The organism is Thalassolituus sp. UBA675, from assembly GCF_002297765.1.
In the GTDB taxonomy this organism is placed as follows: Bacteria; Pseudomonadota; Gammaproteobacteria; order Pseudomonadales; family Oceanobacteraceae; genus Thalassolituus.
This window is the reverse complement of sequence record NZ_DBNJ01000018.1, coordinates 25,245-39,342: the sequence shown is the minus strand read 5'-3', so window position 1 is coordinate 39,342 and position 14,098 is coordinate 25,245. Positions and strand designations below refer to the sequence as shown.

The 14,098-nt window shown below is 52.2% G+C and carries 12 protein-coding genes; 5 read left to right on the top strand and 7 right to left on the bottom strand.

Annotated features, from left to right (window positions below):
* Positions 1-94: 94 nt before the first annotated feature.
* Positions 95-2,269: a malate synthase G gene (locus tag B3007_RS07860; protein ID WP_301378600.1), complete on the bottom strand. Its 2,175-nt coding sequence runs from the start codon at positions 2,267-2,269 to the stop codon at positions 95-97.
* A 333-nt stretch (positions 2,270-2,602) separates the two neighbouring features.
* Between B3007_RS07860 and B3007_RS07855 the strand changes: the two genes are divergently transcribed.
* Positions 2,603-2,821 carry a hypothetical protein gene (locus B3007_RS07855; protein ID WP_068444259.1) on the top strand — a complete coding sequence of 73 codons (219 nt, stop codon included), beginning with the start codon at positions 2,603-2,605 and terminating at the stop codon, positions 2,819-2,821.
* A gap of 48 nt (positions 2,822-2,869) precedes the next feature.
* Here the strand turns inward: B3007_RS07855 and B3007_RS07850 are convergent, their stop codons facing one another.
* Positions 2,870-5,806 (bottom strand): hypothetical protein, encoded by a 2,937-nt coding sequence (locus B3007_RS07850; RefSeq protein WP_301378598.1) that lies wholly within the window; start codon positions 5,804-5,806, stop codon positions 2,870-2,872.
* A 175-nt stretch (positions 5,807-5,981) separates the two neighbouring features.
* Here B3007_RS07850 and B3007_RS07845 point away from each other — a divergent pair, with 175 nt between their 5' ends.
* Complete coding sequence (locus B3007_RS07845) at positions 5,982-6,815, top strand: 6-pyruvoyl trahydropterin synthase family protein (RefSeq protein ID WP_301378597.1); 834 nt, start codon at positions 5,982-5,984, stop codon at positions 6,813-6,815.
* Between the two features lie 33 nt (positions 6,816-6,848).
* Here B3007_RS07845 and B3007_RS07840 read toward each other — a convergent pair whose 3' ends face one another.
* Positions 6,849-7,412 carry a DedA family protein gene (locus B3007_RS07840; protein ID WP_301378595.1) on the bottom strand — a complete coding sequence of 188 codons (564 nt, stop codon included), beginning with the start codon at positions 7,410-7,412 and terminating at the stop codon, positions 6,849-6,851.
* A 233-nt stretch (positions 7,413-7,645) separates the two neighbouring features.
* Between B3007_RS07840 and purB the strand changes: the two genes are divergently transcribed.
* The 3 genes from purB to B3007_RS07825 all read left to right on the top strand — a co-directional run bounded on the left by purB (position 7,646) and on the right by B3007_RS07825 (position 11,227).
* A complete protein-coding gene (gene purB / locus B3007_RS07835) occupies positions 7,646-9,010 on the top strand; it encodes an adenylosuccinate lyase (RefSeq protein WP_301378593.1) in 1,365 nt (454 codons plus the stop codon).
* A 78-nt stretch (positions 9,011-9,088) separates the two neighbouring features.
* The gene (locus B3007_RS07830; RefSeq protein WP_301378592.1) at positions 9,089-10,243 is read left to right on the top strand and encodes a cupin domain-containing protein; all 1,155 of its coding nucleotides are present in this window, start codon (positions 9,089-9,091) and stop codon (positions 10,241-10,243) included.
* A 72-nt stretch (positions 10,244-10,315) separates the two neighbouring features.
* Complete coding sequence (locus tag B3007_RS07825) at positions 10,316-11,227, top strand: GNAT family N-acetyltransferase (RefSeq protein WP_301378590.1); 912 nt, start codon at positions 10,316-10,318, stop codon at positions 11,225-11,227.
* Between the two features lie 34 nt (positions 11,228-11,261).
* Here B3007_RS07825 and B3007_RS07820 read toward each other — a convergent pair whose 3' ends face one another.
* Genes B3007_RS07820 through B3007_RS07805 form a run of 4 tightly spaced genes read right to left on the bottom strand, consistent with a single transcriptional unit; the run spans position 11,262 to position 14,048 of the window.
* Positions 11,262-11,678: a DUF3429 domain-containing protein gene (locus B3007_RS07820; RefSeq protein ID WP_297532561.1), complete on the bottom strand. Its 417-nt coding sequence runs from the start codon at positions 11,676-11,678 to the stop codon at positions 11,262-11,264.
* A gap of 14 nt (positions 11,679-11,692) precedes the next feature.
* Entirely contained in the window at positions 11,693-12,466 is a 774-nt protein-coding gene (gene kdsB, locus B3007_RS07815; protein WP_297532563.1) for a 3-deoxy-manno-octulosonate cytidylyltransferase, read from the bottom strand.
* Positions 12,466-13,476, bottom strand: a complete 1,011-nt coding sequence (locus tag B3007_RS07810; protein WP_301378587.1) for an NAD-dependent epimerase — start codon at positions 13,474-13,476, stop codon at positions 12,466-12,468. The genes kdsB and B3007_RS07810 overlap by 1 nt, the downstream gene beginning before the upstream one ends.
* Positions 13,473-14,048, bottom strand: a complete 576-nt coding sequence (locus tag B3007_RS07805; RefSeq protein WP_301378585.1) for a KdsC family phosphatase — start codon at positions 14,046-14,048, stop codon at positions 13,473-13,475. The genes B3007_RS07810 and B3007_RS07805 overlap by 4 nt, the downstream gene beginning before the upstream one ends.
* Between the last annotated feature and the right edge of the window lie 50 nt (positions 14,049-14,098).

The following is a 14,098-nucleotide window of genomic DNA, read 5'->3' as shown; positions in this document are numbered from 1 at the left end:
GTAGGCACAGGATAGCTCTCAGACAGGTGTTTTACTGCCCCTTTACACAAAAAAACCCGGCATTTGCCGGGTTTTTTACAGTGCTTGACGCTACTTACTGAGCTTTGAACTTCAGACGGTATGCGTGCAGCAGCGGCTCGGTATAACCACTTGGCTGCTCTTTACCTTTGAAGATCAGGTCAGACGCCGCTTTAAACGCGATAGTGTCGAAGCCTGGCGCCATATTGATATAAGAAGCGTCACCCGCATTCTGACCATCAACAACCGCAGCCATGCGCTTCAGGCTGTCTTCAACCTGTTCGCGGGTACAGATACCGTGTTCCAGCCAGTTAGCAACGTGCTGAGAAGAGATACGCAGCGTTGCGCGGTCTTCCATCAGGCCAACGTTGTTGATGTCTGGCACTTTAGAACAACCAACACCTGCATCAACCCAGCGAACAACGTAACCCAGGATACCCTGACAGTTGTTGTCGATTTCCTTCTGAATCTGTTCTTCAGTCAGAGCTGAAGCTTCTTCAGCGGTCATCAGAGGGATGCTCAGGATGTCGTCAACAGACGCGTGCTCACGGCTCTTCAGTTCGTTCTGAACAGCGAATACGTCTACCTGGTGATAGTGCATCGCGTGCAGAGTAGCGGCAGTCGGAGATGGAACCCATGCGGTGTTCGCGCCAGACTTAGGATGGCCGATCTTCTGCTCCATCATCATGCCCATCTCATCAGGGATAGGCCACATGCCTTTACCGATCTGTGAACGGCCCTGCAGACCTGTTTCCAGACCAGTATCAACGTTCCAGTTTTCGTAGGCGTTGATCCAGGTCTGCTGCTTCATGACAGTCTTAGGTACAAACGGACCTGCCAGCATAGACGTGTGGATTTCGTCACCAGTACGGTCCAGGAAGCCAGTGTTGATGAATACAACACGGTCTTTCGCAGAACGGATACATTCTTTCAGGTTAACCGTGGTGCGACGCTCTTCGTCCATGATCCCCATCTTCATAGTGAAGCGTGGCAGACCCAGTGCGTCTTCGATGCGACCGAACAGTTCGTTGGCGAATGCCACTTCTTCTGGGCCGTGCATCTTAGGCTTAACGATGTTGACAGAACCGGTAGTCGAGTTCTGGAACGGGGAGTTACCCTTCAGATCGTGCATAGCGATCAGGGTAGTCATCATGCCGTCCATGATGCCTTCTGGGATCTCGCTGCCATCGGCCAGCAGGATCGCAGGGTTAGTCATCAGGTGACCCACGTTACGAACGAACAGCATTGAGCGACCTTTCAGCTTAACGGTTTCACCGTTCAGGCCAGTGTACTCACGGTCTGGGTTCATAGTACGGGTGAAAGTCTTGCCGCCCTTGGTTACGTCTTCCGCCAGGTCACCCTTCATCAGGCCGAGCCAGTTACCGTAGGTCACGACTTTGTCTTCTGCATCAACAGCAGCAACAGAGTCTTCACAGTCCATAATGGTGGTCAGTGCCGCTTCCATCAGAACGTCTTTTACGCCAGCAGCGTCGGTTGAACCGATTGGGCTGGTTGCGTCGATCTGAATTTCGAAGTGCAGGCCGTTGTTAACCAGCAGAATCGCTTCTGGTGCAGCCATTTCGCCTTTAAAGCCAACCAGCTGAGAAGCATCTTTCAGGCTGGTAGTGCTGCCGTCTTTCAGCGTAACGACCAGTTTACCTGCGTCGATAGCGTACTTAGTGCTGTCAGCGTGATCGCCAGCCGCCAGTGGGGCTGATTCGTTCAGGAAGTTACGCGCATAAGCGATAACTTTGTCACCACGTACTTTGTTGTAGCCCTGACCTTTCTCAGCACCGTCTTCTTCAGAAATGACGTTAGTGCCGTAAAGAGCATCGTACAGTGAGCCCCAACGAGCGTTCGCAGCGTTCAGAGCGAAACGAGCATTCATAACCGGTACTACCAGCTGAGGACCAGCCATCTGGCCGATCTCTGGCTCGACGTTTGCGGTAGTTGCTTCGAAGTCTTCGCCTTCTGGCAGCAGGTAACCGATTTCCTGCAGGAACGCTTTGTATTCTGCAGCGTTGTGAGCCTGACCTTTACGCTCAGTGTGGTAAGCATCGATTTTGGCCTGCAGATCATCACGCTTAGCCAGCAGCGCCTTGTTCTTTGGAGCCAGTTCATTGGCAATAGCATCAAAGCTCGCCCAGAACGCATCCTGTTCAATACCAGTGCCTGGCATTGCTTTGTCATTGATGAAATCGTACAGCTCCTGGGCGATCTGGAGTCCACCCTTCTGAACGTATTCTGTCATTGTTTAGCCTCAACTCTTTTGGGGACACAGCCAAATGTACGGCTGCATCTTAGACCGGTGAAATTTCAGGGCCGGGAGTATAACGCAACTGTTTTCGTATCGCGACCACGTATCGCAGCCCCCCTCTCCGACTCCGTGCCAGATATTCCCGGGCAGCCCCTCAAAAACCTCCATACCATTGCCTGCCAAAAGCAATACAAAACCTATACATACAATATACAAGGTGTTTATAATGACCCAGGAGCTTGGCCGCACCCGAAGTAACTGACATTGACTCTGCCGTTAGCAGTCTGACTTACAACCAGATCTGACGCGGCGCACAGGAGAACCGATATGGCTTCGAAGAAAGGTGCAGATAGACGTAAAGCAAGTCCCGAAGAGCTTCGTCAGCAACTGGAAGCTGACGTACAGGCTTACCTCACGAGCGGCGGAAAGATTCACCGCATTAAAGAAGGAATTAGTGGGGAGACCGGCTGGAAGCGCCCGCGCAACGGATACAATCCCAATACACGGGTGAATATACAGCTTCCTATCTCCTACGGAACACTCTGATTCAACACGGGAACCCCAATAGCACCGGCGCTGCCGGTGCTTGCAGAATCAGTTCAGTGACTCCCAGGTGCCATCGATATAACGGATGATCCAGACACCGCTTTCATAGACAATTTTTCCGTAAACCTTATCGCGATAATTCAGCACGTAGACGGCTTCCTGAGGATCGCGACTGAACGAAGGCTCGGCCGTGTTTGACACAACACAGCGACGGTACTCGCCATCATCACCGACGATATAACGATAAACCGGTGCACCATCGACCAAATCAAGGTTGCTGCCCAGGATAATTTCGCTGTCCACCGTGTCGGTTGAGCCATCAGCGAGAGAGAGTTCAACACCGTCTTTAAATACAGACAGGCTCGTGGCTTCAACCGTACCGCTCTCAGTACTGAAATCGAAAATCAGACGATCAAGGTCAGCGCCCACGCCCTGATAGAGACCCGTAGTATTGACGCTCGTATAGTCATGTGACACTGAAAGCGACACATCAACCTGTTCACTGTATGGGGCTGTCACCTGAATATCGACAAGCGTTTTCGGTTCAGTCGCCGTTGAGTAGTCGAGCACGACTTCACTGGTAAAACGTGCATTCGACAGGCCCAATTGCGCGCTTCTGTACAAGGTGCCGTCCAATGAAGATAGAGATGTCGGCAACGGAGAAAGTGTCAGGCACCCTTGATCATCGGCAGCTTCAACTGGGAATTCAACGAAGTACACACCCTGCCCCGGTACTTCCGGGCGGGAGAAAACGCCAATCTGCCACAACTCATTCACCGCATTCTGCAGATCCTGTTCAGCATTTAACCGCTGCTTCGGCTGGCAACGCTCAATCACTGGCGACTCAGCAGTACCGCTCAGTAAACACGCTTCATAATCATGCGTAGCAATTAGTTCTTCGGTATCACCATCACCATCGATATCACTGACGTCTTCGCGCTGTACCGTTGGGTAGAATCGATAACGGTAATCGTCCCCACCTTCAACGAAATAGTCCAGATATTGAGTCTCGCGCCCGTTTACGGTTTGCGTACCAGTACGGTACTGAACCAGCCCACTAGCAACTGTCCCTTCAGGGTAAAGGGGTGCCCGCTCAAAGAATGCATTGAACGAAGCAAACTCAGACTCTGGGTAATAATCTGCTGCCTGATTGGCACTGGCCGTGAGAAATACCGTCGTAATGTTTGAATCCGTGCCGTTATCGTCTTCATAAACATCAGAGATGCGACTATTCAGAACCACTTCTGAGATATTAAAACGACGCCCGGAGACACCGTCAGGGTCATCGACGCCCTGGTACAGGATACTGAATGCACCGGTAAGCTCAGTTTCGTTAGCGCTACCAACATCGCCTGCATCGTAAAGGGTGAAATCGGTCCAACGAATCTGGTAGGCCAATGCCGGGGCAGACACCTCATCCTGAAGAACCGTCACGGTATTTTCATAGAAAATACGCAAACCGCTTGGGCTGCTGATTTCGTCATCACTGTAGGTATGATCCAGCTCGAGACGCAGACCATTGGCAACTAAAGTCCCAGTCATCAGAATATCTATTGCGCGGGAACTGGTCGGAGCATCATCTTCATCAAGCAAATTAATGTCCGCAACGGCCTGTGATACTTCAAAATCACCGCCGTTAAGCGTCAATACAGGCGCAGAGTAGGTATGACTCTGATACCACTCCCACTCCGGGCTGACTGATGGGCAGCCACTGTTGAGATAGCAATCCCGGTAGAAACCAGCGATTTCCGACACTGCGGTTGTGATTTCATCGAGATTTTCAGCATTGTCTTCACCAACACTCCTCAACAGATCGGCGTAGCTATCCAGTTGCTCCCGGTAACCGTCTTCGAAAAAGCTGTTGCCGTAGTCGCGAAGTTCCTGCACAAAGGCTTTCGTGCGCTGAAGGCCTAACTGATAATCCTCCAGCTCGTCACCGAGCAGCGAGCTCAAAGAAGCCGGTGCAACCGACGTCAGGTCCCCATCTACAAACGCATCGCGCTCCGTCTGTAGTTGAGCAACAACACTGGCAACATAACCAGACACGGTTGAATTCGTGACATTTAAATCATTCAGGTTACTGATGGCTGCGTCATAAAGATCGTAAAGAGCGAGAGTCTGCGCTCCACCGCGCTGCATCAACTGGCCGTCATTTGCCACCAGGTCAGCAGCAACCGCTGAAGCGAAAGATGGCAGATCTGTCGTTGATGTATAGGACAATTCATAGGACTGCCACGCGGCTAAAAGAGCACCATAGCGAATTGAATATTGTGCTTCTGCCTGGTTAGCGCCCCGCCACTCCTCTATTTGAGTCAGGTCTGCGGGTTCCCGACTCTGGATAGAATCGATACCAAACAAGCGTGAAACCTGTGATTCGGCTTGAAGTGTCGAATACACAGAATAGAAACCAGTATCTAACCAACCTGCATCCTGCTGGGTACCAGAATCTTGACTGTATACACGATCGAAAGCGAGCTGAGCTGCCAGATCAGTGAGTGGCGTGATTCGAATGCGCTGGCCATCCTCGATACCAACAGCAACCGATCGCCAACCAGGCGCACCAACAATTGTGTACTGAGCACCGAAAGCGACAGAGCCGCAACCATCAACGAGCTGGCAGCGTCGAGTCGTCGACGTGCCATCGACATTTTCACGCCCATAGACATCGAGATAGACGATTTCAGTACCATCGGCAGAGACTACGGCCTGACCCTCATCATCCGTCGTGAAGCGGGCAAAGCTAAGAACTCCCGGCTGCACCTCTGAAGGCATACCGGTTTCGTCGACAGTTACCCGTCTGAGCATGGCTTCATTGAAATCTTCCTGACCAACCTGCACATCCAGATTGATGGTTGTCACAGACGAGCTGCTGTCATTATCACTGCATGCTGCCAGCGCAGCGACCAGAGGGATAACAACCCAGCGGGAGAAGGAAATATTGTCGGGAAACGCTAAACGACTGACAGAAAAAAGCGGTCTGGTCACACGAGCCTCAAATAAAAAGGGATGTAGATGTGCGCCATCATATCAGCCACGCGTTCTGATGCCACCAGAGACAGCGCCCTTTTGACAAAACCCGGCACTTCGCCATGCCGAATCTGCCTGGCTGCGTCGTCGCCATCTTTGCTCTATAATCGCGCCCATCTGCACCGGAGTATTTATGCACTTATTTGTCGAACAACTCACCAATGTCGATTTCAGCTACCTAGACGCGAACAGAGGGATCGTCGGAGAGACCTGGTGGGCGTCAGCCATCCTTGAAGGAGCACTGGATGACCAGGGCATGGTCTGTGACTTCGGCATTGTTAAGAAAACACTTCGTCAGTGGCTGGATACCGAACTCGACCACAGACTTCTTGTGCCTGCCGAGGCACCTGGCCTCGAAGTTAAGAAGACCGGCGAGCGCGTGAATATTTCTATGCAAACCGGGCGCGGCATCGTCGAAATGAGTGCTCCAGCAGAAGCCGTGACCCTGATCGACTCGACTGAAATTACAGCGGCGAGCGTCGCTGCCTGGTCTATCAAACAGCTCCAGATGTATTTCCCGGATACCATTGACCAACTGACCCTGGACTTCACCCCTGAAACGATTGACGGTGCCTTCTACCACTACTCTCACGGCCTTAAGAAGCACGCAGGGAATTGCCAACGGATTGCCCACGGACACCGTTCGCGCATCCAGATCTGGCTTGATGGTCAACGTGATGAGCAGGAAGAGTCCTACTGGGCTGACCTCTGGCGGGATATTTATATCGGCAGCACTGAAGATCTCGCCTCAGACGACACTGACACATTTTCTTTCGCTTACACTGCACAACAAGGTGATTTCTCACTGACCCTGAACCGCGCACATTGCTATATGATGAGCACCGATTCGACAGTAGAACTGATCGCCGATCACCTCGCTAAAGAAATCAGCAAGCGCCACCCGGGCAAAGATATTCGTGTTCGCGCCTTTGAGGGGGTAAACAAAGGCGCTATGGTACAAGTCTGATCAATACGGCGGCTTGCGCAGCAGCCTGGCCAATCAGGCCGCCTCCTCCATCGATTGGCGAGCGCGACGTTGCGTGTAAATGAACGCGATGATGGCGAACGGCAAGAGAAACCACATCCATTCGTGAAGCTGCTCTCCGAATTGGCGTCCAAGTAGGTAGGTCGTGATAAACAGAGCGGAGGCCCAGGCAATAATCGACGCCAGATTAGCAAAACAGAAAGGCGTTGCAGGTACTCTTGCCAGACCACAGGCAATATACCCAAACGTGCGAAGCCCTGGCATACAGCGAATCAGCATCAGCTGCTTCCAGGGTGAGTTCCTTAGTGGTTGCACCTGCTTCTGTATGATGGGGTGGCGTATTTTACGTCGCAGTTTTGGCCATACGAGGGCCGCTCGTCCTAACAGATATAGCGCTGTATCACCGATAAACATTCCCAGACAAACAGCAAAAAAAGCGATGCCCGGCGCCATTTTTTCGCTCGCGGCCAGCAACGCTGCACCGATAATCGCCAAATCTTCGAGCATAAAAGTAGAGATAACCACAACCAGAACAGGCCAGCCGGGGTGATCGATGTAACCAAATAAACTGTCGAGCATTCGTGGTCCTGCTAAAGCCACCCGTGAAAATTGACCGGCGATTGTACCAGAAGTGCCCAGATTGCCTATGTAACTGGCTTTAAATACCCGAATATTCGCCCTACCGGTAATAATTCACGACTGTTTCCATCATATTGGCTCCCAGATACTGAGATCTCGCTCAAAATCCGTTAGAATCCCGCGCCAGAAAATGCATCGAATGCCCAACCTATTACCAAAGATTGAGAGACCCCATGGAACTGTCTGCACTTACCGCTATTTCTCCGCTGGACGGCCGCTACGGCAGCAAAACTGCTTCACTGCGCGCTGTTTTCTCTGAATTCGGTCTTATCCGTGCCCGTGTTGAAGTTGAGATACGCTGGCTGCAGCGTCTTGCCGAGCACGAGGCCATCACCGAAGTTCCAGCGTTCTCTGCAGACACCAATGCTCAGCTTGACGCCATCGTTGCCAACTTCAGCGAAGCCGATGCTCAGCGCGTCAAAGACATCGAAGCGACAACCAACCACGATGTAAAAGCCGTTGAATACTTCATCAAAGAGAAGTTTGCAGACAACGAAGAGCTCAAAGCGGTTAACGAATTTGTTCACTTCGCCTGTACCTCTGAAGACATCAACAACCTGTCACACGGCCTGATGCTGAAAGAAGGTCGCGACACCATTCTGCCGATGATGCAGAAGATCGCTGACGAAATCCGCAAGCTTGCCCACGAGCAGGCTGCGCTGCCAATGCTGTCCCGTACACACGGCCAGACGGCATCGCCTTCTACTCTGGGCAAGGAGATGGCTAACGTTGTTGCTCGTCTGGAACGTCAGATCAAGCAAATCAAAGCCGTTGAACTGTTGGGCAAGATCAATGGTGCTGTTGGTAACTACAACGCTCACCTGTCTGCGTACCCGGATATCGATTGGGAAGCCAACGCTGAAACCTTCGTAACGTCACTGGGCCTGACCTTCAACCCATACACAACACAGATTGAACCACACGACTACATCGCTGAACTGTTCGATGCCTTCGCGCGCTTCAACACCATCCTGATCGACTTCGACCGCGACATCTGGGCGTATATCTCGAACGGCTACTTCAAGCAAAAGACCATCGCCGGCGAAGTAGGCTCTTCTACGATGCCGCACAAGGTTAACCCGATCGACTTCGAAAACTCCGAAGGTAACCTTGGTCTGGCAAACGCGGTACTCGCACACATGGCGCAGAAACTGCCGATTTCCCGCTGGCAGCGTGACCTTACCGACTCGACTGTTCTGCGTAACATGGGCGTAGGCATGGGCTACAGCATGATCGCGTATCAGGCGTCTCTGAAAGGTATCAGCAAGCTGCAGGTAAACGATGCTCGCCTTGCCGAGGACCTGAACAACGCATGGGAAGTTCTGGCTGAGCCGGTTCAGACTGTGATGCGTCGCTACGGCATTGAGCAGCCATACGAAAAACTGAAAGCCTTCACCCGCGGTAAAGCCATCACCAAAGATGCAATGGGCGAATTCATCGCGTCTCTTGAACTGCCGCAATCTGCGAAAGACGAGCTGAATGCAATGACGCCAGCCTCTTACGTGGGTAATGCAGAGGCGCAGGCTAAGAAGGTCTGATCGAGCCTTCTCCTCTGATAAAGCCTCCGAAAGGGGGCTTTTTTGTACCTTTACCAAGCCCTTTGTGGAGCCCTCCCTATGCACGTCCTCGGCCATCTCACTATTGAAGAGTTCCTGCGCGACTACTGGCAAAAGAAGCCGGTACTTATCCGTCAGGCGATTCCAGGTTTTGAACCTTTACTGGCAGCCGACGAGCTTGCAGGCCTCAGCCTTGAAGAAGACATCGAGTCACGCCTGATCATCGAAGAAGGTAAGACAGGCCCATGGGAAGTGAAAAAAGGCCCCTTCACCGAGACCGACTATCGCGCTCTGCCGGAAAACAAATGGACCTTATTAGTCCAGGCTGTTGATCAGTGGCTACCAGAAGCTGCTGAACTACTGGAACACTTCCGCTTTATTCCCTCGTGGCGTATCGACGACCTGATGATCAGTTACGCCACCGACGGCGGCAGCGTCGGCCCACACTGGGATCAGTACGACGTATTCCTGCTGCAAGCCGAAGGTCAGAGAGAATGGCGAGTCGGCCAGATGTGCTCAGAGAAAAGCAGCATCCTGGAAGGCCCTAGCGTTAAGATACTCGCGGACTTTGCAGAAACAGACCGCTGGGTGCTTGAGCCCGGCGATATGCTCTATCTTCCTCCTGGCCTCGCCCACTGGGGAATATCACAAGGTGAGTGCATGACCTACTCCATCGGCTTCCGGGCACCCTCGACGGCTGAGCTTTTTGAAAGAACGATTGATTCCGTCTTGCCCACACTGACCCAGGATGATCGCTACTCAGATGCTGACATCGCAGCCCAAAGCTCACCCGGAGAGATTGACGATCATGCTGCTGAGCGCCTGAAGTCTCTTTTGATAAAAGCCATTGATGACCCTGCTCTGCTCAAAGCCACGCTGGGACAACTCATGACAGAAGCGAAATATGATGAACAAGCACCGGTTTATCAGGCCTCTGAGGAAGGCTGGGCTGACACGGTTAACGCGCTAAAGGAAGCCGATCAGTGGGCACGCCACCCACAGGCCCGCTTCGCCTATAGCGTCGAGGACACCTTCGTCGCTTTTTATTGCCAGGGTGAAGTAATTCGGTTGCCGACCTCCTCTCGTCAAGATGTTATGCAACTCTGCGATTCTGCATACTATGAAAGCGAGTGGCTGATCGGGTCATTCGCTCTGCCAGAGCTAAAAAAACTACTCACCGATCTGGTTTTTTGTGACCTGATTGTTGCTATTTAAACCTGATACTCCTTGATGATTTACGATTAAGCAGCCATTCTTTTTATTACATAAAGACAGGGAAGCAGAAACTTGGAAATTCGCATCACCGACTGGCGTGCATCCCGCGATATCATCCGAAAGATCCGGGAAGAAGTGTTCATTAAGGAACAGAGTGTGCCGCCCAAACTGGAGTGGGACGAATACGACATTGAAGCAATTCATTTTCTGGCACTGGATGGCAGGAATCCGATAGGCTGCGCACGACTTATGCACACGGGTAAATTCGGGCGCATGGCAGTACTCAGAGAGTTCAGAGGGCAGCACTGGGGCTCACGATTAATCAATGCCATCGAAGACTTCGCCCGAAACGAATTAAAAATCCGCGAAATTCGAGCCGCGGCTCAGGCGCATGCCGTCCCCTTCTATCAGAAGAATGGTTTTAATATTGAAGCGGGTTTCTTTGATGATGCAGGGATTCCGCACCTGAATATATACAAGGCACCTGGCGCGCCTGAAACAAACTATGTTTTTCGCCCGGGTCGCGATAAGAATATTTATCCGCAGAACGACTTAGTTTCACTTGTGGGCTGGGTCGAAATGATTCTCGCCATGCACCCCCGCAACGCTATTATCACCTGCTGCGATTTAACCCACCCATTATGGTGGGACAAAGCAGCACTCAATGCCGTCAGAGAGTTTGCTCTCGATTCACACAGGCGCCGGGTGAAAATTCTGATTCCCTCTGAGCGAGGCGGCATTAACCGCCACCCACTGTTACGATTACAACAGAGACTCAGCAGCCGTATCAGCTTGCGAGTTTCCCCTGAAGTACAGGACGATCTGCTTATTACAGCACCGTGGGGCCTCTTGCAGCTTACCGATGAAACACAAGGGATCGCGACTATGGGTGACGCCAGCCGGGTGAAGCGCATGGAAGCCTACTACAAGCCCCTTACGGAGACAGGTCAGCGCCCACGAGAAGCGCGACGCTTGTCTCTATAGCGCTTGCCCCTGTAAAAACTGGCCTGCGAAGAACTTACGTCAGCAGGCCCCAGAAAGCGACCGCATGACAGGCACTGACCACAAGCGTGAGCGTCCACCTCATGGTCCGGTAATCCCGCTTATAGCTCTGACGAAAGACGGGCTGGCGCTCCAGCCAGACCAGAACCCAGTAGCCGAGTAACAGGCCAGGCAGTCCCGCGAGATGAGGAACGAAGTACATCAGCCAACCCCACAAGAACACGCCAATCGACAATCCGAGCTCTGCCGAAGACACATGATCACGCTGCGCCTGCATAACGCCCCAGCAAGCACCCGCCATGAAGCTGAGAATCAATGCCGAGTAAAGCGTGAAAAAATCGGGGGCCCAGGTACTGCCAGCAAGGACAGATAGAGCAAAAAATACGAACGGGATCAGCCCCGCGTAACCTAACTTCTGGCTAATTCCGTTCATAGTGGCTCCAGACCTTAGTTGTGATGACCTGCTTTCAGAATAGCAGCTACACGTTCAACGTCATGTGGCGTATCAATGCCATGGCCCGGTGCCTGATCAATGACTGACATGTGAATATTCACGCCGTACCAGAGCGCACGCAGCTGCTCCAGCGATTCGGTCAGTTCAATCGGGCAAGGCGCCATCTCACGGTAATCGTTGAGGAAAGAAACCCGGTATCCGTACATACCAATGTGACGGTATACAGGCATGCGCGCTGTCACCTCCTCCTGGCTCTCTTTGTACAGGTCGCGATCCCATGGAATAGGTGCGCGGCTGAAATACATCGCAAAATGCCGCTCATTGAGGACAACTTTTACGACGTTTGGATCAAACGCATCGTGCGCAGTGGTAATCGGCGTACAGACAGAACTCATACCAGCATCTGAGTTCTGCAGCAGACCTTCCGCGGTCAATTCGATCAGAGACTTAGGAATAAGCGGCTCATCGCCCTGCAGGTTCACGACGACAGTATCCGCAGACCAGCCTTTTACCGAGACCACTTCTGCAATGCGTTCAGTGCCGTTCTCGTGATCCGGAGAGGTCATTACAACATCCGCACCAAAGCCCCGGGCAACATCAGCGATCCGGTCGTCGTCGGTAGCAACGACAACGTCTTCGGCGCCAGCCTCAAGTGCGCGCCCATAAACATGCTGGATCATTGGCTTACCGGCCAGATCAATCAGCGGCTTGCCGGGTAAACGGCTTGATGCGAAACGAGCGGGGATTACGATTTTGTATCCAGACATTATTTGACCTTATAGAAGTCTTTATACCAGTCGACGAAGGTGCCGATGCCGTCTGCCAGTGGCGTATTCGGGGCAAAATCAACATCAGCCGCCAGATCATCCACGTTCGCATAAGTGGCCAGCACGTCACCGGGCTGCATTTCCATATAGTTTTTATCGGCCTCAACACCCAGCGCGCCTTCGATCGTTTCAATGAAGGTACCGAGCTCAACCGAATTATGATTACCGATATTGTAGATTTTGTACGGCGCGGAGCTGCGTGAGCAATCACCAGATTCCGGCGTCCAGTTCTCGACCGGCTCTGGCACTTTCATCGCGATGCGCACTACGCCTTCAACGATGTCATCGATGTAGGTGAAATCACGCTGCATCTTGCCATGGTTGAAGACATTAATGGTTTTGCCCTCAAGAATCGCCTTAGTGAAGCTGAAGTACGCCATATCCGGACGCCCCCACGGGCCATACACAGTAAAAAAGCGCAGACCAGTCGTCGGCAAACGGTACAGGTGAGCATAGGTATGAGCCATCAGCTCATTGGATTTTTTCGTCGCCGCGTACAGTGACACCGGATGATCCACCCGGTCGCCTGTGCTGTACGGCAGGTGTGTGTTGAGCCCGTATACTGAGCTGGATGAGGCATAAACGAAATGCTCTACCTCATGGTGACGACAGCCTTCCATAACATTCACGAAACCAATCAGGTTGCTGTCAACATAAGCATGAGGGTTTGTAATGGAATAACGAACGCCAGCCTGTGCAGCAAGATGAATCACACGATCGAATTTGTGTTGATTGAACAAGCCCTCTACTGCAGCGCGATCAGCCAGTTCGAGTTGCTGAAATTGAAAACCAGCCATCGGCTCAAGCCACCCAAGACGGCCGTGTTTCAAAGCGACATCGTAGTAGTCGTTCAGGTTATCAACGCCTATAACTTCATGTCCCATCTCGACCAGTTTTTTGCTGGTGAAAGCACCGATAAATCCGGCAGCGCCGGTAACTAAAATCTTCACTTTTTATCCTTCGTGTCATTCAGACTTTCAAATTCAGGAAGCATGGCTTTGATGTAGGCTTCCTCTAATGGCATACGGCTGCCGAGTACGATATCGGCGACTTCACGCGCCACCCCTTTGCCACCGGCAGCTTCGGTCACCAAATCAGCTCGGTCGCGGACCATCCAGAAGCCATCCGCTGGAGAAATCGCCAGACCGACCCGGGTCATCACCTTCAGATCGATCACATCATCACCCACGTAACAGACCTCAGCAGGGTCCAGCATCAGTGAGTCCATGAGCTCAGACAGCACTGGCCATTTATCTTTAGTACCCGGGTAAAAGTTGGTAATACCCAAATCTGACGCACGCTTGGCTAGGGGCGCCGAATCTTTCGCAGAGATGATCGCAGTGTCGATATCGAAAACATTGAGCAGCTTAATCCCCACGCCATCTTTCACGTTAAAGTGCTTAACCTCTTCGCCAGACGCCGAATAGCTCAGCGTTCCATCGGTGAGTACGCCGTCTACATCAAACACGACAAGGCGTATTGCGCGGGCTTTTTCTTTGATTACGTTAGGGAGATGAACCATATCTAACCACCAGATAATTTGCCGCTATTGTACCGGTTCAAGGTACAGGA